Genomic DNA, 25,559 nt, shown 5'->3' with positions numbered 1-25,559 from the left:
CTTACGATAACAGTTACGGTATATCTATCTGTATAGTGTCTGAGAGCTTTCCGAAGACAGTGACGGGTCGGAAGACCGGACGCCTCGCGCCCGCGCAGCTATGGTCGCTCGCACTGTCGTGCCTGGCCGTCGCGCTGGTCACCGCGGCGATGGTCGCGCTGTACAGCGCGCTGCCGCCGATCGCGGCCGACACCGGGGCCACGCAGGCACAGCTCACCTGCATCGTGGACGGCTACGCCCTGGCTCTCGCGTGCCTGGTACTGCCGGGCGGCGCGCTCGGCGATCGCTACGGCCGTCGCAAGGTGATGGTCGTCGCGGGCGCGGTACTGGCCGCCGCGGGGTGCACGGTGGCGGAATCGGCGGACGAGTCCAGGCCCGCCATCGATCTGTTGGGCACCCTGTTCGCCGCCACCGCGGTCGGACTGATCGTCGTCGCGGCGACCGAAGTACCCGAACACGGCTGGCTCGATCCGCGCGTACTCGGCCTGACGGGTGCGGGCATCGGCGCCTGCGCGGTCTTCGTCGCCGTCGAATTACGCGTGGAGCACCCGCTGCCCGTCGCACCGTGGCTGGCCGAACGCGTCGGCCTGCGGCTCGTCACCTGCGCCGGTCTCGCGGTCACCGCGATCGGCATGTTCGGACTCGGGATGCTCACCGTCGACAGCACCTATATCGATCTGTTCTGGCCGCTGATGGTGATCGGACTCGGACTCGCCCTGTCGGCCACACCTGCCACCGCCGCCATCGTCGCCGGTATTCCGGTGCACAAACACGGCGTCGCGGCCGCCGTGAACGACGCGACGCGCGAAGTGGGCGCCGCCGTCGGCATCGCGATCGTCGGCAGTGTGCTCGCGGCCGGATACAGCGACCGCATCGCCGCGCTCACCCCGATGCTTCCCGAAGAGATCCGCGGAACCGTCTCGGATTCCCTGGCCGCCGCACTTCGGGTGACCGACGCCATCGGCCCTTCAGCGGATCCGATCGCCGACCAGGCCAAAGCCGCGTTCGCGCACGGGTCGCAGCAGGCGGCGATCGCGCTCGGGGTGGTCGCGCTGATCACCGCTGCCGTCACCGCCGTATGGACGCCGGGTCGACGACGGGGCGATACACCGACGCCACTGCCACCTCCCGAGATATCCGGAGACAGAGGCGAACTCGAATCCAGGATGTAGGCGGAGCCCATCCCGAACACCTCGGCGCTCGGGACGACCGTGCCCGAATCCGTTGAGCGGATGACCAAACCGGGGGCGGAGGCAGTGCGAATCCCGAGGGATGCCGGTTCCACCGAGGCATCACGGAGCGAATTCGGACTACCCGAGAGGATCCTCGACAGTGAGCACACGACGATCGGCACGGACGGCAACGTTGCACTGGGTGCTGGCGGGAGCACTCGCCGCCGCGGGCCTGGTCTGCGCCCCCGGTATCGCTCACGCGCAGCCGGGGGCGGCCCATGTGGTCTCCGCGGAGAATGTGAACGACAGGCAGCAGAACGTCATGGTCTTCTCGCCTGCCATGAACCGGCCGATCATGGTGCAGGTCATCCGGGCCGCGGATAGGTCGAGACCGCGGCCGACGATGTACCTGCTCAACGGATCCGGGGGCGGCCCGAATCAGAGCGGCTGGGACGCGCAGACCGACGCGGTGGGTTTCCTGCGCGGCAAGGACCTCAATGTCGTCACCCCCTACGGCGGCAGCAATTCCTATTACACCGACTGGGTGCGCGAGGACGCCGTCCTCGGCTACAACAAATGGCAGACATTCATCAACGAGGAATTGCCGCCCGCCATCGAGGAATTCCTCGGCGCGAACAACGACCGGGCGCTGGTCGGAGTCTCGATGAGCGGCACCTCGGTGCTGAATCTGGCGATCGCCAAACCCGGATTCTGGCGCAGTGTCACCTCCTACAGCGGCTGCGCGCAGACCTCGGATCCCGTCGGCCAGGAGTTCGTCCGCATCACGGTGGAGAACTGGGGCGGTGGGCAGAGTGTCGAGAACATGTGGGGCCCGCGCAACGGGCCGCTGTGGCGCGCGAACGATCCGCTGGTCAACGCGGAACGGTTGCGCGGCACCGAGATCTACCTGAGCACGGGCAGCGGGATCCCCGCCGCTCCGCACGACACTCCCACCGATCCCCGGGTCCAGGACGGCCGGATTCCGCTGCCGGTCCAGATCGCGTTCGGCGGACCGATCGAGGCGGCCATCCGCTACTGCACACTGAACCTGGCCAACCGGCTCGATGAACTGAACATTCCCGTGACGGTGGACGACAGGCCGGTCGGCACCCATTCCTGGGGTTACTGGGAGGACGACCTGCGACGTTCCTGGCCGTTCCTGGCCCGGTCGGTCGGCAGCCGGGAGAACTGAAGTATCACCGCGTAGGTCGCGTGGTCCGAATCGAACGCCGGGTCAGCGGGCACGGGCGATGACGCCGCGTGTTCGACTCCCGTTCGGCAACTCCCACGCGATCGATACCTCGCCGGGTGCGGGCGCCCCGTTCGACGAAATCGGCACCCGCACCACGTCGACGTCGGTCACCTCCGGCACCGGGCCGACGAGCACGGTGAGATCGGGGGTGTCGCTGGCGTGCTGGGCCTGAGCTCGGACGCCGCCGTGGACCAGTGCCCGCAACTGGGTCCGGAAAACCGGGTCCGCGGGCGCGTCGTAGACGAACCGCGTGCCGAGCACCCCGTGCTCGGTGGTTCCGACGAGCGCGTCCGCGCACCCAGGCATGGCGGCGGCCCGGTAGGTCATCGGCACGACGTAACCGACCGGCTCCGCACCGGCCTCGTCGGTCACGACCATCACTTCGATTCCCACTTCGCCGTCCGGGTCGTCGAGTCGGAATCCGCCCGCACGGGCGAGCCGCGGACGGTCCCCGCCCGGGTACCACGGCTGCCGCGGCAGCCAGATGGTCAGCAATTCCAGCTTCGACGGGACAAGGGTGGTCTTGTGGACGATCGCCATGTGCCGAAGCGTTCCACATCCACATAGGCCGTCGGCACCCGACCACAGGTGGTCCCGTGACGTCCGGGTGGTGTCCGGGACGGGAGCACCGAGGCTAGGCTCGAAGGCGACCGCTGTGTCGAAACGGTGTGGGAAGGGGAACCCGTGGCCAAAGTGTTTTCGTCCATCGATGATTCGCTACGTGAGTTCATCGCGAAGCAGGCGATGTTCTTCGTAGCGACCGCCCCCTCCGAGGGGGGCCGGGTGAATCTGTCTCCCAAGGGATACCGCGATACCTTCGCCGTCCTCGACGATCACACCGTCGCCTACCTCGATCTGTTCGGCAGCGGCGTGGAAACCATCGCGCACCTGCGCGACAACGGCCGGATCACCATCATGTTCTGTTCGTTCACCCGCAACTCCCGAATCCTGCGTCTGTTCGGCACGGGCCGCGTCGTCCGCCCCGACGACGCGGAGTTCGACACCCTCCGAACCCATTTCGGGACGGAGCACCCCGGCGTTCGGATGGCGATCGTCGTCACGCTGGATCGGATCGCGGACTCGTGCGGATACGCGGTCCCCTACTACGACCTCGTGGGTGAGCGCCCCGTCCTGGATGCTCATCTCGCCGCGGTGCCCGAGGAGAAGTTCGCCGGACGGATCGCCGGCGACAACGGCCACAGCATCGACGGTCTGCCCGCCCTCGACCCCGAACATCCCCTTCCACTGCGGTGATCGTCGCCGTCGAAGGGCCGCGAGATCACGTGGTGTCGGCGCAAGAGCGACCGAGGCTTGTGACTCTCGGGTCATGACAGCGGAGCGAGCACCCGTCGGACGAAATCGCTCGGCCACGTACCTGTTCCGTCGGCTGTCATGTCCCGCAGAACATCTCCGATCTTCGGATCGGCGAACCTCAGGATTCCGACGAGGCCCAGTTCGGCGCACTGGCGCACCAGTGGACGCAGGATCCGCTCGGCCTCGTCTCGTTCCCCCGCGGCGGCCAGGCACGCGATCAAGAGCAGTCGAGCGCGCAGCAGTGCGCGGGGGCGCGTCATTCGCGCGATCCTGTCCACGAGGCGGCGTGCCCGTTCGCACGCCAGCGCGGAGGCCGTGGCCGAGTGTCGAGCGAGTAGTCGTCGGATCGCGGAATCCTCGCGGAATTCCGCGGTGATCAGCGCGATGCCGTCGGTTTCGGTCGGCGGCATCGGGTCGGGTACGGGTTCGGTGTCCGCGAGCCCCGCCAGTAGACCGTCGTTGTCGACGCGGGCCCGCAGGCGTGGCAGCGATTGCTCGTCGGCGATCCGTCTGCCCTCTTCCAGATATCGTCGGGCCGTGTCGAGATCCCCGCGCAGCGCCTTGATGCGCGCCCCGGTTCCGTAGCTGGCCGCGATCGCGTCGACCATGGCGCCCTCGGTGCCGAGTACCGCGTACCCCTCGTCGAGCAATTGCTCCGCCGCGTCGATCTCGCCGACGTCGAACAGCAACTCACCCAGCAACGCGCCCGCTGTTCGCGCGCTGTGCGACTGCGTGCCTCCGGAATTCCTCGCCACCTGGATGGCCTTGCGAAAACTGTTCTGGGCCATGCGGATATCGAGGTCTTTGTTCGCGGCGATCCCGTCGAAGCAGTGCCCGTACATGGCGCTGAACGGGCCGCGGTTGCGGCGGTGATAGGCCTCGGCCCACTGCTGCAACCGGTGCGCTTCGGGATAGTCGAAACGGTAGATGGCGACGAATGTCGCCATATCGGCCGCGGTGTTGACCACCCACGGATCGAACAACTCCGGGCGCGCCAGACATTCCGACAGGCGTTCGCTCACACCGTCGACGCGATCACCCGCGACGCGGACGGCGGCGTCGAGCACCGCGGCCTCGACTTCCACCGCATCCGCATCGTCGACGCCCTGCGCGAGCAGCGCTCGCACCTGTGCCAGCGCGGTATTGACCCCCACCGGATTTCGCAGCAGCAGACCGGCCCATGCGGTGGTCAACTGCAATCGCGGACTCGCGCGGACGGCGGCGGGCGGAAGTTTCGCGATGAGCCCGGGCACTATCGCGAAACGCCCCTGTTCCATCAGCCGGGTCCCGTCGTCTTCGACCAGTTCGACCGCGCGGGCCTCGTCTCCCGCGGCCAGCGCGTGATCGACCGCCTCGCGCAGGTACTGGTGCTCGGCGAACCATCGGGAGGCGGTGCGGTGCAGGTCGGCGACCCATTCGGGGTGTTCGCGGGCCAGGCGCTGACGCAGGAAGTCGGCGAACATGTGGTGGTAGCGCAACCACCCCGGGTCCGAATCCACCCGGCTCAGGAACAGGTCGCGCGCCTCCACCTCGGCGAGCAACGCCGGCCCGTCCGGTGTTTCGGACAGTTCCGCGGCCAGGCCGGGCGACAGCCGCCGGGTCACCGAAGTACGCAGCACGAAGGTCCGTAGCCGCGGTTCCAGGCCGTCGAGCACGTTCTCGGCCAGGAAATCACCGATGGTGTTGCTACTGCCGGAGATACTGCCGATCAGCTCGCCCGGATCGTCACAGTCGCGCAGCGACAGCGACGCCAATTGCATTGCCGCGACCCACCCTTCGGTCGATTCGGTCAGGTGGGTGATATCGGTGGAATCCAGTGCGAGCCCGCCCGCGCCCTCGAAGAACAACCGCGCCTCGGCGAGCGTGAAACGCAAGGTGTCGGCGCCGATCTCGACCAATTCGTCGTGGACGCGCATCTTGCTCATCGGCAATCCGGCACGGTTGCGGCTGGTCACGATGAACTGTAGGTGGTGGCAGCCGTGTTCGAGCAGGTAGCCGAGCACCGCGACCGCGGCCGGATCGACCACCCGGTGCCAGTCGTCGATGACGAACGCGACCTGCCTGCCCTCGGAATGGACTTCGTTGATCAGCGTGGTCAGCACATAGGGTTCCGCGTCCTCGCCGTGCATCTCCATCAGACGAGCCAGTTCGTCGGCGAGCGCGGGCAACGCCTGCCGCAAGGCCTCGACCAGATGGGCGAGCAGCCACGCGGCGTTGTTGTCGTCGCGGTCGATACTCAACCAGGCGACCGCGACTCCCTGCTCGACCAGTCTGGCGCGCCACTGCGCGGTCAGCGTGCTCTTGCCGAACCCCGCGGGCGCGTGGATCACGATCAGCCTGCGTCGATGTCCGTCGTCGAGCATGCCGAACAGCCTGTCGCGCGACACCAGTGGACGGCTCGGCGTCGGCGGACGGAACTTCGTCACCACCGTCGGGCGCGGACGAGGAGTGCTCGGCACCGAAGCCTGCCGGGTTTCCACGATCGATGCCACGGTGCGCGGCGGTTCGGATATCTCGTCGACCGCTCGCGATCGTGAGGGAAGTGCCATCTGATCCACCGCGAGACCGTAGACCTGTTGGATCTCGGCCAGATGGGTGCCAAGAGCGGCGGCGGACGGGAATCGATCGGCGGGTTCCTCGGACATGGCGCGCTCGATCGCGCGGCACGCCTCGTCGGGGATGTCGTGTTCGCGCAGGTCGGGGATCGGTTCGGAGGTGATGCGCAGGAATTGCGTGACGACCTTCTCCCCCACCCGCCGCTCGAACGCCGCGTGCCCGGTCATCAGGCAGAACAGGGTGGCGCCCAGACTGTAGACATCGGAGAGCGCGGTCGGCCCGTGTCCCTTGAGCACTTCCGGCGCGGTGAAGGCGGGCGAACCGGTGATCACGCCGGTACTGGTCACGAAACTGCCTGAGACATGGGCGATTCCGAAATCGGTCAGTTCCGGCTCACCGTATTCGGTGGTCAGGATATTGCCCGGTTTCACGTCACGGTGCAGTACTCCGGCGCGGTGCGCGGCCTCGAGCGCGCCCGCCACCTTCACACCGATCCGCACCGCTTCGCCCCACGGCAACGGTCCGTCGCGTTCGATGCTGTCCTGCAACGACTTCCGCGGATGGAAGGGCATCACGATATAGGGCCTACCCGCCGTCAGGACACCGCTGAACAGGATGCTGACGATATTCGGGTGCCCGGACAGTTTCCCCATCGCGCGCTGTTCACGCAGGAAACGTTCCAGATGCTCGGCCTCCAGATCCGCCGTCAACACCTTGACGGCGACGGTCCGGTCCAGCGCGGGCTGCTCGCAGCGGAACACCACGCCGAACCCGCCGCGCCCGATCTCGGCGGCGTCATCGAAACCCGCCGCCTTCAGATCGGTGGCTATCCTTGCGGCGAAATCACCTTCGGTGCGTAACTGGCCGTCATCGACCATCGGCGGACCCTAACTCCCGACCCGTAGCCCCGCTCCGGAAGCACGATATCCGGGACGGGCGACCGACCCACCTAGCAGCATATCGCCAGCATACGCGGCGAGCACCGCCATACCGGCTGATCGGAGCCGAAGTTCGGTCCGGATCCGCGCTCCCAGCAAACCTGTCCGGACACGGCGGACTCTCTCCGACGACAGTCGTCGGAGAGAGTCCGTCGCGAGCCTATTTCGCCAGTGACGTCAGCAGGGCACGGGTCTGCGCGCCCTCGTCACCACCGGCGAACACCGCGCCGACGAACTCGGTGGCACCGGCCTCGAAAATCGCCTCGATACGGGCCGTCACCTCTTTCTCCGAGCCGACGATCGCCAGGTCACCGGGGCCGGATACGCCTTCGCGGTCCATCATCGCCCGGTACGAGGGCAGCGAGCCGTAGGCGGCGAAATTCTCGGCGGCCGTCGCGCGCGCGGTGTCGGCGTCGTCGGTGACCAGGACCGGCAGCGCGCAGACGACGCGGGGCGCGGGGCGCTCGGCCTCCGCCGCCGCGGCGGTGATGGTCGGCGCGATGTGCTCGCGGATGGTGGCCGGGCCGGTCATCCACAGGACGGTGCCGTCGGTCCGACGTCCCGCCAGCCGCAGCATCGCGGTACCGAGCGCCGCGAGCAGTACCGGTACCCGGCCCTCGTTGGCGACCGACAGTTGCAGGTTCGCCGTGTAGGTCTCGCCCGTGTACGACACCGGGCGATTCTCCAGCAGCGGGACCAGGATCGACAGGTAGTCCTTCATGTGCCGGGCGGGCCGGTCGAAGTCGTAGCCGAACATGTTCTCGATGACGACCTTGTGGGACAGACCGATCCCCAGATTCAACCGGTTCGGGCCGACCGCGAGCGCCGTGGTCCGCGCCTGTTGGGCCAGCGCTCCGGGATGACGCGGATAGGTGGGCACCACGGCGGTGCCGATTTCGATATCGGGCACCTGACTGCCCGCGACGGCGAGCGCGGTGAGCGCGTCGATGCCGAAGATGTGCGACAGCCACGCGGAATCGAAACCCTCCTCGGCGCCGCGTCGCAGTTGCTCGGTCAAGCGGACCAGGCCGTCGGGCCCGGAAGGTGCGTCGAGCATGATTCCGATCCGCACTGCGAACCTCCTCGTATCGGGGCAGTGGACGTGGCGACACGATCTCGCCGACTGTCGAGCCTACGTCGCCGTGCGCACGCGACGGAATGCCGCGGTGTCGCGCGGCCGCGACGGTGCCGTGCCTCGAAATTCGGTGGGCACGCGGCGATCCTGGTGGTAGTAATCGGCGTTATGTCATCACAAACGGGTTTGTTCGCCGGGACCGAACTTGTGTCGCGGATCGAGGCGGCCGAACGAACTCTCATCGAAGAGGGGGCGCGGGCCACGGCTGCGCGCGAACCGCGCGAGCGGGTCGTCACGCTACCGATCGGTGGCGGTAGCGCGGTATGGGCGGGACCGGGTTCGCCGTTGGACAAGGTGGTCGGTGTCGGCATGGACGGCGGCCTCGACGAGCGCGATCTCGTCGCGGTGGAACAGGCATTCGCCGAGCGACGTTCGCCGGTGCAGTTCGAGGTCTCGACGGTGGCCGATCCGGCTGTCGTGACACAACTGACCCGGCGCGGGTATGTGCTGTCGGGGTTCGAGAACGTCCTCGGTCTTCGTCTGGTCCCCGGGCGGACCGCCCACGCCGCGGCCGGTATCGATATCGAGGCGGTCCCGCCCGCGGATCTCGATACCTGGATGACGGTGGTGGTCGACGGCTTCGCGACCCCCGATACCAAGGGTGTCGCCTCCCACGAGGAATTTCCGCGCGAGGCCATCGAGGCCGCCGAACGCGATATGGCCGCGACCAGCGGTTTCCTCGCCTCGCTCGCGAGGATCGACGGCGCGCCCGCCGGTGGCGCCGGACTGCGTCTGAGCGACGGTATCGCGCAACTCTGCGGCGCGGCGACCCTGCCCCGATTCCGCCGACGCGGCGTGCAGGGCGCGCTCCTCTCCGCACGCCTGGCCTTGGCGAGCGAGGCGGGTTGCGATCTCGCGGTCGTCACCACACAGCCCGGCTCCACCTCGCAGCACAACGCGCAGAGAACCGGTTTCCAACTGCTCTACGCCCGCGCGATCCTCGTCCGCCCCGTACCCGACTGACCTCGACCGGGACGTCTCGAGGTCGTATCACCCCGACCAGGTGATGCCCGGTGACCGCGATCGTCGGACGCTGGTCAGCGTGCGCACCGACCCACGCCGTCGCGCGCACCTGCCCTGTCGAGACCCGAGGACGGATCACCGATGACGAGCCAGGTATCACCCGATGTCGCCGCGCACGCCTACCTGTACGGATTTCCGCTCGTCTTCGATCTGGAGCAGGTCCATCGCGCGGTGCACGAGGGAATCGGATCGAATCCCGCAGCACCGTTCAACACGTTCTCCCATGCCAGGACGTTGGCCGGACCGGCCGACACGTTCGTGACCATCAACAACGACACCGTGTATTCGATGGCCCAACTCGATCTGTCGGTCGGGCCGGTAGCCCTGCATGTTCCCGACACCGCGGGCCGCTATTACGTCCTGCAATTCGTCGACGCGTGGACCGACAATTTCGCCTATGTCGGTCACCGTGCCACGGGGACCGGGGCGGGCGATTTCCTTCTCGTGCCACCGGATTGGGACGGGGCGGTTCCGGCCGAGAGCACCGTCATCCGGTTTCCGACCAGGATCGCCTCGATCGTCGGCCGGTGGGCATGTTCCGGCGCCGACGACCTTCCCGCGGTGCACGCTTTACAGGACGCCACGACGCTGACGCCACTCGACAGCGCGGCACAGCCGTCGGGACTGCCTTCCCCGGACCCGGCGGTCGGTACGAACCTGCTGTTCTTCGAGAAGCTCCGGGTGTGGTCGCAGGCGTTCCCGCCGGCACCGCGCGACCGCGAGTTGCAGGACTCGTTCGCGTCGATCGGTCTCGGCGACGTCGGCGCGTCCCCCTACGTGTCACCCGACGCCGAGACCGCGTCCGCCCTGTACACGGGTATCGCCGCCGGGAAGAAGGAACTGGATTCGGTTCTGCTGCACGGTGCGAGCCTGGAGTCGAACGGCTGGAAGCTGACCTTCCACGCGTTCGACTACAACCTCGATTTCTTCGAGGTCGGCACCCTCGACGACCCACGATTCAAGATCGCGGACCCGAAGGTCCGGATCCTCGAAAGGGCGGGCGCGGCCAAAGGCGGACTCTGGGGCAATCACGCCTACGAGGCCGCCTATCTCCTGACCTACGTCGACGACCAGGGGCGACGGCTCAACGGCGCGAACACCTACACACTGCGTCTGGATCCGACGCCGCCGGTCGGCGCGTTCTGGTCGCTGACCATGTACTCCATGCCGGATTTCTTTCTGGTGGCCAACGCGATCGACCGCTACTCGGTCGGTGACCGGACCCCGGGAACGGTCCGGGAGGACAGCGGCGCGATCACGATCACCATCAGCCACACCGCCCCGACCGATCCCGTCGCGTTCGCGAACTGGCTTCCCGCGCCCGCGGGCGATTTCCGGCCGGTACTGCGCATGTACGAACCCGGCCCGTCGGTGCTCGATGGAACCTATGTGGTCCCGGCGATCACCAGGAGCTGACCGCACACCGCGGTCCCACGTCGACCTCCGATTTCGATCCGAATGCTTGACTGGTTCCAGAAAGCGGACGAGACTTCGGGACGTGCCGACCGGCTCGGAGTTCCAGCAGTTGCTGCGAGGAGTTTCGCTACGCGTGACCCGTCCGCGGGTCGCGGTACTGAGCGCGGTGCACGACCACCCGCACGCGGACACGGATTCGATCATCCGTGCCGTTCGGTCCGAACTGCCCGAGGTGTCGCACCAGACGGTCTACGACTCGCTCAGCACCCTCTCCGCCGCCGGACTGGTCCGGCGGATCCAGCCGTCGGGCTCGGTGGCCCGCTACGAGTCGCGGGTCGGCGACAATCACCACCACGTCGTCTGCCGAACGTGCGGGGTGATCGCCGATGTCGACTGCGCCCTCGGCGCGGCGCCGTGTCTGACCGCTTCCGATGATCACGGCTTCGCGATCGATGAGGCCGAGGTCGTCTACTGGGGTCTGTGTCCGGACTGTGCGCCATCACAGATTTCTCGATCAACCCGGTGATCGCAGCCCCGATCACCCCCTCACGGAAGGAATGCTGTGGCATCAGATAGCCGCCCGACCGAGACTCGCGACGCGAGCGAGAGCGAGAACCCGGCGATCCCGTCCCCGACGTTGAAAACCGACCAGCGCCCGCACACCAACAGCGACTGGTGGCCGGAGCAGATCGATGTCTCGGTGCTGCACGGCCACTCGTCCAAGGCCAACCCGCTCGGCGCGGATTTCGACTACCCGACCGAATTCGCGAAACTCGACGTCGACGAGCTCAAAGCCGATGTGATGGCGGTTCTCACCGATTCGCAGGACTGGTGGCCCGCCGACTACGGCCACTACGGCGGTCTCTTCATCAGGATGAGCTGGCACGCGGCAGGCACCTACCGCATCGCCGACGGCCGTGGCGGCGGCGGACAGGGCGCCCAGCGTTTCGCGCCGCTGAACAGCTGGCCCGACAACGCCAATCTCGACAAGGCCCGCCGACTGCTGTGGCCGGTCAAGCAGAAGCACGGCAACGCGATCTCCTGGGCCGACCTGCTGGTGTTCGCGGGCAATGTGGCACTGGAATCGATGGGGTTCCAGACCTTCGGATTCGGCTTCGGCCGTGCCGATATCTGGGAGCCGGAAGAAGTCTTCTGGGGTCCGGAGGACACCTGGCTCGGCGACGAACGCTACAGCGGCGACCGGGAACTGTCGGGGCCGCTCGGCGCCGTCCAGATGGGTCTGATCTACGTCAATCCCGAAGGGCCCAACGGCAGGCCGGATCCGGTGGCGGCGGCACGCGATATCCGCGAGACGTTCGGCCGCATGGCGATGAACGACGAGGAGACCGCGGCACTGATCGTCGGCGGTCACAGCTTCGGCAAGACCCACGGCGCCGGCGATGCCGACCTGGTCGGCGCGGAACCGGAGGCCGCCCCGATCGAACAGCAGGGCCTCGGCTGGAAGAGCGCGTTCGGCACCGGTAAGGGCAAGGACGCCATCACCAGCGGACTCGAGGTGGTCTGGACCGCGACGCCGACCAAGTGGGGCAACGGCTTCCTGCAGAACCTCTACGGCTACGAATGGGAGCTGACCGAGAGTCCCGCGGGCGCGGCGCAGTGGAAGCCGAAGGACGGCGCGGGCGCGGGCACCATTCCGGATCCGTTCGACGGTCCCGCGCGGACGCCGACGATGCTGACCACCGATCTCGCGTTGCGCGAGGACCCGATCTACCGCGAGATCACCCGCCGCTGGCTGGACCATCCCGAGGAGCTGTCCGAGGCTTTCGCCAAGGCATGGTACAAACTGCTGCACCGTGATCTCGGGCCCGTCAGCCGCTACCTCGGACCGTGGATTCCCGAACCGCAGCTGTGGCAGGATCCCGTCCCCGCCGTGGACCACGCGCTGATCGACGAGCGCGATATCGCGGCGCTGAAGAACAAGATCCTCGACTCCGGCCTCTCGGTGACCCAGTTGGTGAAGACCGCGTGGGCGTCGGCGGCGAGTTTCCGCAGCACCGACAAGCGCGGCGGAGCCAACGGCGCACGGATTCGCCTGGAGCCGCAGCGCAACTGGGAGATCAACGAGCCGGATCGGCTGGCCGAGGTCCTGTCCGTGCTCGAGCGAATCCGGACGGAATTCAACGATTCGGCGTCCGGGGGCAAGAAGGTCTCACTCGCCGACGTGATCGTTCTCGCCGGGTCCGCCGCGGTCGAGAAGGCGGCGAAGGACGCCGGACACGACGTGACGGTGCCGTTCTCACCCGGACGCACCGATGCCACCCAGGCCGACACCGATGTGGAGTCGTTCGCCGTGCTCGAACCGCGTGCCGACGGGTTCCGCAACTACGTGCGGGCGGGCGAGAAGGCTCCGCTCGAGCGTTTGCTGCTGGATCGGGCGTACATGCTCGATCTGACCGCCCCCGAGTTGACCGTGTTGATCGGTGGTCTGCGCGCCCTCGGGGCCAACTACGGTGGCACCACGCACGGTGTGTTCACCGACCGGCCCGGCGTGTTGAGCAACGACTTCTTCGTGAATCTGCTCGATCAGAGCACGCGCTGGAAGGCGTCGGAATCCGCCGAGAACGTGTACGAGGGCTTCGACGGCTCCTCCGACAAGGTCAAGTGGACGGCCACGGCCAACGACCTGGTCTTCGGATCGCATTCGGTACTGCGCGCGGTGGCCGAGGTGTACGCCCAGCGTGACGGTGCGGCGAAATTCGTGAACGATTTCGTCGCGGCCTGGGTCAAGGTGGTCGACAACGATCGGTTCGACCTCGCCTGATCGGTGTGACGATTCCGGGCCCGTCCCCCGTGGGGCGGGCCCGGATCGTTCGCGCCGGGGCGCGGCGTCCGACTTCAGGATCCGTGGAAGAGCCGTTCGCACGGCAGGCGCGGCAGCAGGCGACGGTCCTCGATCGTGTCGCGGATCAATTCGATGGTGTACCAATGCTTTCGGGTCCAGTCCTGGATGATGTTGTGTGCCGCTGCCACCGAAACCACGTAGTCGAACACCATGTCGGCCAGCCAGATCCGCAGGTGCACGTCCCCTTCGGACGGGAACCATCCTTCAGCGGTCATGGCATGCCTTCTCCTCGGACCCGAGACACATTTCCGCGGCGGCTACCCACCGCCGTGAGCACATCGCGCGGGTGCGCCGGTGTTGCTCCCACCACGTTCGACGCGACACTCCCGACCCTGGCGGCCCGTCGCTCGGCGCCACCGAACGCTCCTCCTATGTTAATGCACATTCTGGTCAACACAATACATCGACCACGGCTCATCACCATTTATGTGACCGACTGATTAACACATTTTTTGCACTGTGTCGCCCGATGCCCCTCCGACCACCACCCGCGAATCGGGCAACTGCCCCGAATCGGGATCGATTCGAGAGTCCGGGCGGGGTGCGGCAGGATGGGTTCACCATGAACGACGAGGAAGATTCCGCCCCGGGCGGCAGGTGGCGGCATATCGCGCGGCTCGCGGCGTGCGTGATCTTCCTGCTCGGAATGTTCTATCTCGTCGCCGTCGCCCGGGTGATCGATATCGATGGCGTGCGGTCCATGGTCGCGGCGACGGGGCCCGCGGCGCCGTTCGTCTACGTACCGGTATCCGCCGTCCTCGGCGCGATCCTGATTCCGGGCCCCATCCTGGCCGCCGGGAGCGGCCTGCTGTTCGGTCCACTGGTCGGCACATTCGTGACACTGGGCGCGACCGTGGGCACGGCGACGATCTCCAGTTTCCTCGGGCAGCGCGCGGGCCGCGACAGTGCCCGCGCGCTACTGGGCGCCGCGCGTTCCGATCGCATCGACGCACAGGTCGAGCGTCACGGTCTGTGGGCCGTCGTCGGGCAGCGTTTCGTCCCCGGCATCCCGGACGCGATGGCCTCCTACGTGTTCGGCGCGTTCGGGATTCCGTTGTGGCAGATGGCGGTGGGCTCGTTCATCGGGTCGGCGCCGCGCGCCTTCGTCTACACCGCGCTCGGCGCGTCGATCGGCGACCTGTCCGTACCGCTGGCCTACACCGCGATCGCCGTGTGGTGCGCCACCGCGATCATCGGCACCTTCGCCGCACACCGTGGGATCAAGCACTGGCGCCGCCGCGAGGGACACCGGGAACCCGACATCGAGTCGACGCCGGACGAGACGTCCCGACCGCTGGTGTGCAGCGAGGGAACCGAGTAGCCGAGGGGAACCACCATGGAAACCGATCTCGATTCCGATGGCACAGCGCTCTACTACCGCACGCGGGGCAACGGACCGATCCTGCTGCTCCTCCCCGGTGGGGACGGTGATGCCGACACCTACGACCGGCTCGCCGACCACCTGGCGACCGATTTCACCGTGGCGACCTTCGACCGGCGCGGATTGTCCCGCAGTGGCGACGCAGGACCACCGTCGAACATCTCCACCCACGCCGACGACGCGGCACAGATCCTGCGAACCCTCTCCGATACGCCCGCCGCCGTCTTCGGCTCCAGTATCGGCGCGGTCATCGCCCTGGAACTGCTCACCAGGCACCCGGATGTGGTGCGGCTCGCCGTGGTACACGAACCTCCCGCCGCCGCACTGCTCTCCGAGCCCGAACGTTCCGAACTCGCGACGGCGCAGTACGAGATCGAACAGGCGCACGTCGCGGACGGTGTACCCGCCGCCATGGCCCTGTTCGCGCGACTGGCCGGTCTCGCGGCGCTCGATCGCGAACCCGATGTCGACCTGCCCGGCCCCAGCCCCTACCGGGCGGCGAATCTCGAGTACTTCCTCACCCACGACGCTCCGGCCGTGCGCGCGTATCGTCCCGACACGGCTGCTTTGCGCGCCCGTTCCTCATCGATCATCCCCGCGGCCGGTGCGACGACGACCGGCGTGATCGCGCTGACCGCACCCGCGCTCGCCGGCCTGTTGGAGGTGAGCGTCGCGCGGTTCCCCGGAGGACATACCGGTCCGCGCATGTATCCCCGCGCGTACGCGGAAGGACTACGCGAACTGTTCCAGGCCTGAACGATTCGTCGGCGACGCTTCACGACAACGAAGACCCCTGTCCCGCGACGCCTGTCACGTCGTCGCCTTCAACATCTGCTCCGAATCCGCCGGTCGCAAACCATCCGCGCGGTCCGCGAAGTAGCGGCGGGTCTGGTCGTCGGCCGAAATGATCTCGGCGGTGGCGAAACCCGACTCCCCCGCCAGACGCAACATCTCGTCCGGGCCGAAGAAGCTCAGGAACGGGGTCCCCGACGCGCGGGCGTTGCGCTCGATGACCTGTCGTATCGCCTGCTCGTCCGGCCCGACCAGTTCGAGCGGTTGCAGGTAGGTCATGGCCACGGTCGATCCGGTGGCGAGTCTCGAAAGCTGGTTCAGGGTAGCGATATTCGCAGCGCGGGTCAGATACATGGCGACCCCGGTGGAGCTCACCACCGCGGGGCGACCCGGATCGAATCCGGCGGCGATCGACCGGTCCCACCACGAGTCGGTCTCGAAATCGACCGGCACCAGCCGCAATCGGTCCGGCACCCCGAATCCGAGGTCGGCGAGACGTCGACGTTTCCATGCCTGTGGCTGCGGCCGGTCGATCTCGAAGATCGTCAGCCTGGTCGCGAGATCGGGTCTGCGCTGGGCGAAGGTGTCCAGACCGGCACCGAGCAGAATGTATTGGTCGACACCGTGTTCGACCTGTTCGGTGAGCAGATCCTCCACGAATCGCGCGCGGGCGACGATTCCCGCGCGAGACGAACTCGTCGCCTTCGGGTCCATATCGGGACGATTTCGCCAATCGTCGTCGACGTCGGCGAGCCGCAGGCCGATCTCGTCGGAGATCACGTGCGGCTCGGAATCCTCCAGCACGTGCAGTGCCCGCCACAGCGCGACCCGGACCGCGGTACTGTCCGGCTCGGCGGTCGCCATCGTCACCGCTTCCCCGGGGCTTGCAGGGCCCAGAGTCGGCCGTCCGGATCACGGACGGTCATTTCCCGTGTGCCGTAGTGAGTTTCCTCGAAGCCGGTGACCACGTCGACGGCACCGTCGAGGTGGACCTGCTCGGGATCGGTCACCTTCAACATCAGTTGGGTCCGGGGTTGCTCGGTCCGGGGGATCTCGGCGACGAAGACGTACGGTCGCCCCTCACCGTTGCGGAACTGGCCGGAATTGTGGCCGGTGTCGAATTCCATCTCGAAGCCGAGCGCTCGGAGAAATCCGGCCGTGCGGCCCCAATTATGCGTTTCGAGGAATACCGCTTCGATGCCTTCGGTGGTCATGTCATTCCTTTCCCGGAGTCTGCTGATCGGTGTCGTCGAGGTAGGCACGCAATGCCTGCGCGACCAATGCCGACAGGGATGAACCCGTCTCGATCGCGCGGAACTTGACCTCTTTGATCAGTCCGATCGGCAGGTACACGTTGAACTGCTTCACATCCTCGTCGCCCACCCACCGATGCTAGCATCCTAGCAAGCTAGCGAACAGGGCGTTCCCGAACCGATTCGAGCGCCGACCGGATGTGCGAGGGTGGAGGGCATGACGGTAGAACGGTTCGAGGTCCAGCGGCAGATCGCCGCGTCACCCGCGGAGATCTTCACGCTGCTGTGCTCCCCCGAGGGGCACGTCACGATCGACAGTTCCGGCATGCTGCAATCGGCGGAGGGGAAGCCGGTCAACGGTATCGGCGACGAGTTCGTCGTGCACATGGACCGTGAGTCGCTCAACGACTTCCCGATGGGCAAATACGACGTGACGGTCATCATCACCGAATTCGAGCAGGACGCGCATCTGGAATGGACGATCTCCGGCGCGATCCAGCCGCCTATCGAACACCTCTACGGCTACCGGCTCGAACCCAGCGAGATCGGCACCCTGGCCACCTCGTACTACGACTGGAGCAAGATCGCGCCGCGCTACCGGGAAGCGGGCATCTTCCCGATCATTCCGGAATCGGCACTACGCGCGACGCTGGGCATCCTCGCCCGCACAGTCCAGAAATAGACACTCGAATATCGGAGAATTCGCCCGCGCGACAGGGGATCACCCACCGTCGCGCGGGCGACCGATGTCCATGACGGTTCGGACGGTTCGGTGAACGAGATCACCGCGACGCTGACGCGTCTGCTGCCCATCGCCGCGCTGGTCGTCTCGGGATGGTGGCTGGCACGGCGGAAGATCATCGCGAGCGAGATCTCGAAACCACTGTGCGACTTGGCGTTCCTGCTGTTGATTCCGGCGTATCTGTTTCCGAAACTCTACGGCAGCGATCTCGGGCAGCTGTTCGACCTCACCGCGATCGGCGCGTACGCCGCCGTGGCGATCACCGGTATGGTGATCGTCGCGGCGCTCTGCCTGCGCCGGACCGAACTCGGCCCCGCCGACACCGCGCTGCGGATGATGGCCGCCTGCCAGGTCAATACCGCCTACTTCGCCATCCCGGTGTTCGTGCAGCTGTTCGGTGACGCCACACCGATTTTCCCGATCCTGATCCTGCAGGTCTGCCTGCTGACCGTCGTCGTGCTGACGATTCTCGAATTCGCCCGAACCGACCACGAGACCCATCGACATCCGGCGGTCACCGTCGCGCGATCGGTCGGTGCGGCGTTGGCCACGCCCGTGGTCGTCGCGTGCGTCGCCGCGATCGTCGTCAATCTCGCCTCGTGGCCGGTACCCGAATCGGTCCTGTCGGGCCTGTCCTTCGCCGGAGACGCGGCGTCACCGGTCGCGTTGATCGCGCTCGGCCTGCATCTGGGCGGTTCCGCGCTGCGCCTGCGCGGCGCGACCCCGGACGAGAACGCCGTCATCGTGTTCAAATGCGTGATTCTGCCGTTGCTGGTCTACGCAGTGACCGAATATGTTGTCCACGTCGATGATCCGTGGCCCGCGTACCTCACGGTGCTCGCGGCCATGCCGACACCGCAGAACGTCTTCGTGCTCGCCGGACGATACAACGTGGGCCTCGATTTCGCCGGATCTGTGGTGGTCAAGACCACGGTCGTGGCTTTGGTACTGCTCCCGGTCTGGACGTTGCTCGTGGCGTAGGCCCGTCGCATCGGGGCCCGTACCCGATGCCACGTTCCCCTCGAATGACAGCTCGGACTCGCTCGGCGGCACCCGGGTGGTCTGCCCGCCGATTGCGGGGATCCGTTCGCTCGCCTGGGTTCTCGGGAGAAAATCAGCCGAGGGACGTCAGGACGAAACGTTTTCCCGGGTCGACCATCTTGCGCACCGTCGACCCCTTCGCGTACTCGCCGAGCGCCGTCATATTCCAGCCCTGCGCGCCGCGAGTCAACATGCACATGAACGCACCGGTCATCCGCTCCCCCTTGGACAATTCGAAACGCACCAGTTCCGCGCCGGAATTATCGTCCACCAAGCGGCAATGGGCGCGTCCGACCTGGTCGAAGGTATGTCCCGCGAACGAGTTGACGGTGAACACCAGGGCGTAGACCTCGGGGCCCAACGCGGTCAGATCGACCGAGATCACCTCGTCGTCACCCTCACCACGGCCGGTCAGGTTGTCCCCGGAATGCCGGATGACGCCGTTGAACGCCTCCTGCCTCATGAACCAGACATTGACCAGCTTCTTGGCCCGGTTGTCGTAGGCGATGACCGAGGCGTCCAGATCGATATTGCGTCCACTGACAGCGGGGTCCCATCCCAACCCCATTCGCACGCGACTCAGCGGCGGCGCACCCTGCTTGGTGAGCGAGACGGTCTCGTTCTTACGCAACGAGACTCGCCCCTTGTCCAGGCTGACCGTCGGCTGGCCGAATCGCGGCGCGGTCTCGGGTGATGCCCCATCGAACGGCGGGGCGGCGGGCGGTGCACCGAACGCAGGCGGATGTTGGGGATAGGCGTGACCCGGCGGTTGTCCGGATTGCGACACCGGATACGGCTGCGCACCGTACGGCTGAGGCGCGGCGTCCGCATAGGGCGGTTGCGCGGGGTACGGCTGCGGCGGGGCGGCGTACGGCTGTTGGCCGGGGAACGGCTGCTGGGGCGGCGCGACGAAAGGCTGCTCAGGCTGCGGCGTGCCGGACGGCTGGGGCGCAGAATAGGGCTGCGGCGCGGTGCCGACCGGCGGAACGAGCGGCCGGGATCGATCCTGCGCCTGCTGAGCCGACGCCTGCCCGGTGGACACCGGCGCCGACTGCGGTTCGTCGTCATCGACACTGATACCGAAATCGGTGGCTATACCGGCCAGCCCGTTCGCGTACCCCTGACCGACCGCGCGCACCTTCCACGCGCCCTGACGCCGGTAGATCTCACAGGCGATCAGCGCGGTCTCGCGGCCCAGATCGGTCGGCGCGAACGTCGCCAGCACCGTCCCGGTCGCCGTATCGGTGACCGTCACCCGCAGCGGGCCCGCCTGACCCCAGTCGGCCGGTCCGGAACCGTCGAGACTCGCGGTCACCACGATCTTGTCGATATCGCCGGGTACCGAGCCCGGCACGACGCGGACGGCGGCGGGCGGCTGCACGGTGACCCCGGGCGCGGTCGGCTGGTTGTAGCAGACGAAGTCGGCGTCGGAGCGGACCTTGCCCGCGGGCGTGAGCAACAGCGCCGCGACATCGACCGGTACCGCCGCGACCACGGCGACCAGGACCTCCGAGGCGGTGATCGGCGCGTTCGCGCCCTTGACCAGCTCCATGACTCCCCTTCCCTCGACACCGTCCACCTTAGGGGTGGCACGCGTCCCGTGATGGCCCGTCGGCATCGCCACAGCGAACATGATGCGTGACCGCGGGCCCACGCGGTGCGGAACGACTCGGAGTTCGCATCCTGACAATCCTTGACGGTATTGCACAGCGCGCGGGCGACAGGAGGTAGCGTCGAGTCGCGATACACGCCGGGACCGGCCGGCGAGAAAGAGGATTGAAAATGGTCAAATTCGATCTGGAGCAGGCAGCCTCGGCGATCGCCATCCAGCAGCTCGTTCACGAATGGGCCCATGAGCTCGACGTCAACAACGGGCTCGTCGGCATGGGTGAGCTGTTGGTCGAGGATGTCCGCTACAACGTCGGCGGCACAGTTCGACAGAACCGCGACGAGGTGCTGCAGTTCTACAAGGACCGTTACGCCCGGCTCGAGGCCACCGAGGAAGGTGTGCCGTTCCATCGCCACACCCTGCACAACCTGCGGGTCGACTTCGGCGGTGCGGACTCGGCCACGATCGATTTCGGCCTCGCGTACTTCACCACCGCGGGCGTCGCCGCCAAGCAGGAGCAGACCGATACCGCGCTCGTCGCCGACGTGCACATGGAAGCCCGCCGCGACGAAGAGGGTGAATGGCGTATCTCGCTGTTCGACAGCGCCCCCACCTTCCGGCGCGTGTAGTTACCCGAATATCTCGGGTCTCATCGCTCATGATCCTCGACCGAGTAATCCGGTCGAGGATCTTCGCGATTCAGCGGATGGTTCCCTTTCCCGGGATCAACGGCAGATCCAGCGCGGTCACCCAGCCTTGCGGCAGATCGTTGACGGCGGGCACCGCGTTGAGGGCGCGCATTCCGGTGGCGAGGCAGCCGGCGACGGCGGGGGTGCGGCCGGAGCCGTCGGTGAAACGGAACGAGGTCTCCTGGGAGATCGACGGCGAGCCGATGATATCCACCCGGTAGACGTCGTCGCTGGTGCCCGCGGGCCAGTCGGGTGCGGCGTCGCGGCCGATCCGGTTGACGTGCTCGAGGGTGATCACCTCACGGCCGCGGTAAATTCCGTTGATGGTGAACCTGATCGCGGCCACGCTGCCCGCGGTGACGACGCCCTTGGCCGAGGGGCGATCCCGCGGTGTCACCCATTTGTCCCAGGTGGTCGTGATGTCGTCGAGTGCGATTCCCGCCGCCGACGCGATCATCGGCACGGTCGCGCCCCACGCCATGACGAGCAGGTCCGGATGTTCCAGCAGCGCGGTGAATTCCGGGGGATGGCCGATGCCCATCTCGAATTCGTAGTCGCCTTCGTAGGCGGTGTAGTCGAGCAGTTCCGATGCGCGGACCGACCGCACCTCACCGCACAGGCCCATGAGGGTCATGGGGAACAGATCGTTGGCGAATCCGGGGTCTATCCCCGTGGTGAAACACGAGGCGCCACCTTCGGCGCAGGCTTCGGTGATCGGGTCGCGCCACACGTCGGGCAACTTGTCCATTCTCGGCCACACCCACGGGGTCATTGCGGTGGAACAGACGTCGATACCCGCGCGCAGGAACGCCCCGATGACCCGGATATTCTCGTCGGCGAGCGCCGCGGTGGGTCCGTAGTGCACGACGGCGTCCGGCCGCGCCGCGATCAGCTCCTCGATCGAGTTCGTCGCCAGCACACCGGTTTTCGGTTGCCCGCACAGATCGCCCGCGTCCTTGCCCACCTTGTCGGGATTGCTCACCCCGACACCGACCAGGTCGAACAGTGGGTGCCGCACGATTTCGGCCAGCACCATCGAGCCGACGACGCCGGTCCCCCACAGCACGATTCGTTTCACCGCTACTCCCGTCGTCATCGGTGGAATTCGCCGCAGTCCACCGTGAGCATCTGCCCGGTGACGGCGGTGGCCAGATCGCTGGCCAGGAACAGGGCGGCGCGGGCGACTTCCTCCGGCCCGGCCAGCCGTTGCAGATCGGTCGGCGACGCCTTCTGCCGGTAGATCTCGGCGTGGTCGACACCGGCCTGGCTCGCGAGCCAGTCGAAGTAGGCCTTGTTGATGCCCTCGTAGACATAGGACGGCGCGACACTGTTCACCCGGATCCCGCGCGGCCCCAGTTCGGTGGCCAGCGACGACGCCAGATGCGCCAGCGCGCCCTTGGACAGTTTGTAGCCGGAGTATTCGGGCTGGGAGCTGTAGGAAACGCAGGAATTGAGCATGACGATCGACCCGCGCGAGCGTTCGAGCGCATCGGCGAAGAGGGCCGAAAGCCGCAGCGGGGCGAAGACATTGGTCTCGTTCGCGGTGCGCAACGCGTCCAGTTCGATCTGCGTGATCGGGTTCATCGGCGGAATGGCGAACGCGTTGTTGATCAGGCAGTCCACCCGGCCGAATTCGTCGAGTGAGCGTTCGACCAGCGCGCGGCGTTGCTGTTCGTCGGTGATGTCGGTGGTCGCCACCAGGGCTCTGCGCCCGAGGGCCGCCACCTCGTCGGCCAGTTTTCGCAGCTTCGTCTCGGTGCGGCTGACCAGGACCAGGTCGGCGCCCATTCGGGCCGCCTCGATCGTGAGCGAATGCCCGAGTCCGGGGCCGATACCCGACACCACGATGACTTTGTCCAGGAGCAGCGGCACCGGCCGATAGGTGTCGGGCGGATCGGTGAGGGGCTGGGTAGCGGACATGAACTCCTCCTCGAGCCCATAGCAGTTACATAGCGTAACGACTTAGATGTGACAGACTGTAACGACTCCTGACCGCACCGACAAGGACGGATTTCGTGACCGCACGCCACCGACTCGGCCCGCACCGCGATCCCGCCGTGGACCGCGCCGTGCTCGACGCCGCGCGGAGCCTGGTCGTCGAACAGGGCTACACCGCGACCTCGATCGACGCGATCGCCGCGCGCGCGGGGGTCAGCCGTCCGGCGATATATCGGCGCTGGCCGTCCAAGGCGCATCTCATCGCCCAGGCGGTATTTCCCGATGTCGGTTCCGAGCAGGTCGCCCCCGATTTGACCTCCGAGATCAGCAAGGTGATCCGGGGGACCATCCAACTGTTCGGCTCGGCCGAGACCCGCGCCGCCATGCCCGGCCTGATGGCCGAGATGCGCGAGGACGCGGGCCTGTACCAGAAACTCTCGGCCCGGCTCGATACCCCGACCCGCGACGAACTGGCCGAGTATCTCTCCGAGAATCGGACAGCGGGCAGACCGGGCCTCGATCCCGACACGGTGCTCGACACCATCGCGGGCGCGGCGCTTTTCGCGCTGTGCGTGCGCGGTATCGATGATCTAGACGGATTCTCGGCGTCGCTGGAAGATCTCCTGCTCCACGGCATTGTCGGGATGCGCGCGCAGGCCGAGGATGCCCGGGTCGAGCCCTCCTGATCGGACTCAGCGGGGTATCGCGGGGGCCAATCGCGGTACCGGCGGGAGGGGTGAGGCGTCCGGGGCGGCGCGCAGCGCCTGGATCGCGAGCGCCGCGAAACGTCGGGAGGCCGCCACGCGCTCCGGCGGTGTCTCCGCGTCGATGCCCGCGTTGGCCATGAGAACGAGGATCAGGTCGTCGATGACGAAATCCGGACGGAGTCGGCCGGTCGCCTTGGCGCGGCGGGCCGCCTCGGCGACCGCGGCCAGCGCCGCTCTGCGATCCGCGCCGAAGTCGATGGCGTCGGGATACGCGGACATGAAGGCGGCGGTGAAACCTCCGTTGCGCGCGTGCAGCACGCACAACTCCTCGATCACGAAACAGAAGCCGCGCCACGCGTCCGGGTCGGCGAGTCCCTCGTGGACGATCGCGCGGCAGGCCCGCATCTGATCCCGGAAAGCCGCCGTGATCAGCGATTCCTTCGTCGGGAAGTGGCGGTACAGGGTCGCGGGGCCGACTCCTGCGCGGCGGGCGACCTCGCGCATGGGCGCGCTCAGCCCGTCGGCGGCGAACACCTCGCGGGCCGCGTCGAGGATGCGTTCACGGTTGACCAGGGCGTCACTGCGCGGGGTGTGAGTCAAACGGTCGGTCATCACTCTCACTTCCGGTAAACGGACGGAAGCGTCCGTTAGCGTCGGTCGAACGGTACCCAACCAAGGGAGACGACGGTGCAGGCAGTTGCGATCCGAACATTCGGCGATCCCACCGGGCTCGAGGTCGTGGACCTCCCCGACCCGAGCCCCGAGCGGGGACAGGCGCTGATCGTCACCGAAGCGATCGGCGTCGGCGGCGTCGACTCGGTGATCCGGCGCGGCACCCTCCCCGAATACGGATTTCGGGAGGGACACATCCTCGGCGGCGAGGTAGCGGGCACGGTCGCCGCGGTCGGCACGGACGTCGACACCGCGTGGATCGGTCGGCGGGTCTGGGGTTTCGCCGGACTCGGCGGCGGTTATGCCGAGCAGGCGGTCGTTCCGGCCGAATCGCTGGTGCCGCTGCCCGCGAACATGTCGGCCGTCGACGCGGTGACGGTCGGAAGTTCTTCGGTCGTGGCCCATTTCGGACTACGTCACGCCCGATTCGCCCCCGGCGAGTCGGTGCTGGTGCGCGGCGCGGCGGGCGGCATCGGCCTCATGGCGGTCCAGTTCGCGGCGCGCGGTGGCGCGGGCGCGGTGGCGGTCACCACATCCTCGCCCGAACGCGGGGATCGACTGCGCGCGTTGGGCGCGACGGCTGTGCTCGACCGTTGCGGCGGTGGCCCCGACGAGGCAGCCGACGGCTACGACGTCATCATCGACGTCGTGTCGGGCGCCGATCTGCCCTCGTTCTTCGACCGGTTGCGCCCGAACGGCCGCATGGTCGCGGTCGGGGTCGTCGCGGGCAACCCGCCCGCCGACTTCGGGATGCGGATGTTCGCGGCATTCCAGCGATCACTGTCCTTCGCGACGTTCAGCGCGAATACGGTGACCGATTCCGACCGCCGTGCCGTGACGGCCGAATCGCTGGCCGCCGCGAGTCGCGGCGACCTGGAATCCGTGGTCCACGAGGTATTACCGCTCGAACAGGCCGCGCTCGCGCACCGGAAGATGGATGCCGGTGAGGTGTTCGGCAGGCTCGTGCTGACGCCATCGGGCCTGGCATCGAAGTGAACGCACCGCTTCGCCTCTTCCAGCACATCGATTCCGTCACGCGCGATCCGATCGCCGATCGCTTGCTCGG

General features: G+C 67.3%; 25 protein-coding genes. 14 read left to right on the top strand and 11 right to left on the bottom strand.

What is annotated here, in order from left to right:
- The first annotated feature begins 59 nt into the window (after positions 1-59).
- Positions 60-1,172: an MFS transporter gene (locus tag JZ792_RS01830; RefSeq protein ID WP_308165105.1), complete on the top strand. Its 1,113-nt coding sequence runs from the start codon at positions 60-62 to the stop codon at positions 1,170-1,172.
- A 160-nt stretch (positions 1,173-1,332) separates the two neighbouring features.
- Positions 1,333-2,364 carry an alpha/beta hydrolase gene (locus tag JZ792_RS01825; RefSeq protein ID WP_308165104.1) on the top strand — a complete coding sequence of 344 codons (1,032 nt, stop codon included), beginning with the start codon at positions 1,333-1,335 and terminating at the stop codon, positions 2,362-2,364.
- A 42-nt stretch (positions 2,365-2,406) separates the two neighbouring features.
- Here JZ792_RS01825 and JZ792_RS01820 read toward each other — a convergent pair whose 3' ends face one another.
- Positions 2,407-2,964, bottom strand: coding sequence for a maltokinase N-terminal cap-like domain-containing protein (locus JZ792_RS01820; RefSeq protein WP_216905990.1), 558 nt, complete (start codon positions 2,962-2,964; stop codon positions 2,407-2,409).
- Positions 2,965-3,108: 144 nt separating this feature from the next.
- Here JZ792_RS01820 and JZ792_RS01815 point away from each other — a divergent pair, with 144 nt between their 5' ends.
- Positions 3,109-3,678 (top strand): pyridoxamine 5'-phosphate oxidase family protein, encoded by a 570-nt coding sequence (locus JZ792_RS01815; RefSeq protein WP_216905989.1) that lies wholly within the window; start codon positions 3,109-3,111, stop codon positions 3,676-3,678.
- 71 nt (positions 3,679-3,749) lie between these two features.
- On the opposite strand, the gene JZ792_RS01810 is transcribed toward JZ792_RS01815, so the two are convergent.
- The gene (locus tag JZ792_RS01810) at positions 3,750-7,172 is read right to left on the bottom strand and encodes a serine/threonine-protein kinase (RefSeq protein ID WP_216905988.1); all 3,423 of its coding nucleotides are present in this window, start codon (positions 7,170-7,172) and stop codon (positions 3,750-3,752) included.
- A 220-nt stretch (positions 7,173-7,392) separates the two neighbouring features.
- Positions 7,393-8,304 (bottom strand): TIGR03564 family F420-dependent LLM class oxidoreductase, encoded by a 912-nt coding sequence (locus tag JZ792_RS01805; protein ID WP_216905987.1) that lies wholly within the window; start codon positions 8,302-8,304, stop codon positions 7,393-7,395.
- A 171-nt stretch (positions 8,305-8,475) separates the two neighbouring features.
- Between JZ792_RS01805 and JZ792_RS01800 the strand changes: the two genes are divergently transcribed.
- The 4 genes from JZ792_RS01800 (at position 8,476) to katG (ending at position 13,588) form a co-directional block, all read left to right on the top strand.
- Positions 8,476-9,330 carry a GNAT family N-acetyltransferase gene (locus JZ792_RS01800; protein WP_216905986.1) on the top strand — a complete coding sequence of 285 codons (855 nt, stop codon included), beginning with the start codon at positions 8,476-8,478 and terminating at the stop codon, positions 9,328-9,330.
- A gap of 141 nt (positions 9,331-9,471) precedes the next feature.
- Positions 9,472-10,806, top strand: a complete 1,335-nt coding sequence (locus tag JZ792_RS01795; RefSeq protein ID WP_216905985.1) for a DUF1254 domain-containing protein — start codon at positions 9,472-9,474, stop codon at positions 10,804-10,806.
- Between the two features lie 82 nt (positions 10,807-10,888).
- Positions 10,889-11,332, top strand: a complete 444-nt coding sequence (locus JZ792_RS01790) for a Fur family transcriptional regulator (RefSeq protein WP_216905983.1) — start codon at positions 10,889-10,891, stop codon at positions 11,330-11,332.
- Positions 11,333-11,368: 36 nt separating this feature from the next.
- Entirely contained in the window at positions 11,369-13,588 is a 2,220-nt protein-coding gene (gene katG, locus JZ792_RS01785) for a catalase/peroxidase HPI (RefSeq protein WP_216905981.1), read from the top strand.
- Between the two features lie 74 nt (positions 13,589-13,662).
- Here the strand turns inward: katG and JZ792_RS01780 are convergent, their stop codons facing one another.
- Positions 13,663-13,884, bottom strand: coding sequence for a hypothetical protein (locus JZ792_RS01780; protein ID WP_216905979.1), 222 nt, complete (start codon positions 13,882-13,884; stop codon positions 13,663-13,665).
- Positions 13,885-14,231: 347 nt separating this feature from the next.
- Between JZ792_RS01780 and JZ792_RS01775 the strand changes: the two genes are divergently transcribed.
- Positions 14,232-14,990, top strand: coding sequence for a TVP38/TMEM64 family protein (locus JZ792_RS01775; protein WP_216905977.1), 759 nt, complete (start codon positions 14,232-14,234; stop codon positions 14,988-14,990).
- A 15-nt stretch (positions 14,991-15,005) separates the two neighbouring features.
- On the top strand, positions 15,006-15,806 hold the full coding sequence (locus tag JZ792_RS01770; RefSeq protein WP_216905975.1) for an alpha/beta fold hydrolase: 801 nt from the start codon (positions 15,006-15,008) through the stop codon (positions 15,804-15,806).
- A 54-nt stretch (positions 15,807-15,860) separates the two neighbouring features.
- Here the strand turns inward: JZ792_RS01770 and JZ792_RS01765 are convergent, their stop codons facing one another.
- The 3 genes from JZ792_RS01765 to JZ792_RS01755 are packed head-to-tail and all read right to left on the bottom strand — an operon-like array spanning position 15,861 to position 17,225.
- Entirely contained in the window at positions 15,861-16,706 is an 846-nt protein-coding gene (locus tag JZ792_RS01765) for a class I SAM-dependent methyltransferase (protein ID WP_216905973.1), read from the bottom strand.
- 2 nt (positions 16,707-16,708) lie between these two features.
- Positions 16,709-17,056, bottom strand: coding sequence for a VOC family protein (locus JZ792_RS01760; RefSeq protein WP_216905971.1), 348 nt, complete (start codon positions 17,054-17,056; stop codon positions 16,709-16,711).
- Position 17,057: 1 nt separating this feature from the next.
- Positions 17,058-17,225, bottom strand: coding sequence for a ribbon-helix-helix protein, CopG family (locus JZ792_RS01755; protein WP_216905969.1), 168 nt, complete (start codon positions 17,223-17,225; stop codon positions 17,058-17,060).
- Between the two features lie 87 nt (positions 17,226-17,312).
- On the opposite strand from JZ792_RS01755, the gene JZ792_RS01750 reads away from it, so the two are divergent.
- Positions 17,313-17,777, top strand: a complete 465-nt coding sequence (locus tag JZ792_RS01750; RefSeq protein WP_216905967.1) for an SRPBCC family protein — start codon at positions 17,313-17,315, stop codon at positions 17,775-17,777.
- A 90-nt stretch (positions 17,778-17,867) separates the two neighbouring features.
- A complete protein-coding gene (locus tag JZ792_RS01745; protein WP_216905965.1) occupies positions 17,868-18,818 on the top strand; it encodes an AEC family transporter in 951 nt (316 codons plus the stop codon).
- 133 nt (positions 18,819-18,951) lie between these two features.
- On the opposite strand, the gene JZ792_RS01740 is transcribed toward JZ792_RS01745, so the two are convergent.
- Positions 18,952-20,430 carry a TerD family protein gene (locus tag JZ792_RS01740; protein ID WP_216905962.1) on the bottom strand — a complete coding sequence of 493 codons (1,479 nt, stop codon included), beginning with the start codon at positions 20,428-20,430 and terminating at the stop codon, positions 18,952-18,954.
- 230 nt (positions 20,431-20,660) lie between these two features.
- On the opposite strand from JZ792_RS01740, the gene JZ792_RS01735 reads away from it, so the two are divergent.
- Positions 20,661-21,116, top strand: coding sequence for a nuclear transport factor 2 family protein (locus JZ792_RS01735; RefSeq protein WP_109525807.1), 456 nt, complete (start codon positions 20,661-20,663; stop codon positions 21,114-21,116).
- Between the two features lie 70 nt (positions 21,117-21,186).
- Here the strand turns inward: JZ792_RS01735 and JZ792_RS01730 are convergent, their stop codons facing one another.
- Together JZ792_RS01730 and JZ792_RS01725 are read right to left on the bottom strand one after the other, a co-directional pair.
- The gene (locus JZ792_RS01730) at positions 21,187-22,272 is read right to left on the bottom strand and encodes an NAD(P)H-dependent amine dehydrogenase family protein (RefSeq protein ID WP_216905960.1); all 1,086 of its coding nucleotides are present in this window, start codon (positions 22,270-22,272) and stop codon (positions 21,187-21,189) included.
- Positions 22,269-23,096, bottom strand: coding sequence for an SDR family oxidoreductase (locus tag JZ792_RS01725; RefSeq protein ID WP_216905958.1), 828 nt, complete (start codon positions 23,094-23,096; stop codon positions 22,269-22,271). The genes JZ792_RS01730 and JZ792_RS01725 overlap by 4 nt, the downstream gene beginning before the upstream one ends.
- 95 nt (positions 23,097-23,191) lie before the next feature.
- Between JZ792_RS01725 and JZ792_RS01720 the strand changes: the two genes are divergently transcribed.
- Complete coding sequence (locus JZ792_RS01720) at positions 23,192-23,800, top strand: TetR/AcrR family transcriptional regulator (protein ID WP_216905956.1); 609 nt, start codon at positions 23,192-23,194, stop codon at positions 23,798-23,800.
- A gap of 6 nt (positions 23,801-23,806) precedes the next feature.
- On the opposite strand, the gene JZ792_RS01715 is transcribed toward JZ792_RS01720, so the two are convergent.
- Entirely contained in the window at positions 23,807-24,433 is a 627-nt protein-coding gene (locus JZ792_RS01715; RefSeq protein WP_254189095.1) for a TetR/AcrR family transcriptional regulator, read from the bottom strand.
- Positions 24,434-24,508: 75 nt separating this feature from the next.
- On the opposite strand from JZ792_RS01715, the gene JZ792_RS01710 reads away from it, so the two are divergent.
- On the top strand, positions 24,509-25,489 hold the full coding sequence (locus JZ792_RS01710) for a zinc-binding dehydrogenase (protein ID WP_216905954.1): 981 nt from the start codon (positions 24,509-24,511) through the stop codon (positions 25,487-25,489).
- The last annotated feature ends 70 nt before the right edge of the window (positions 25,490-25,559 follow it).

Source organism: Nocardia noduli (assembly GCF_019038455.1).
Classification (GTDB): domain Bacteria; phylum Actinomycetota; class Actinomycetes; order Mycobacteriales; family Mycobacteriaceae; genus Nocardia; species Nocardia noduli.
This window is presented reverse-complemented; position numbering and strand designations above follow the sequence as displayed.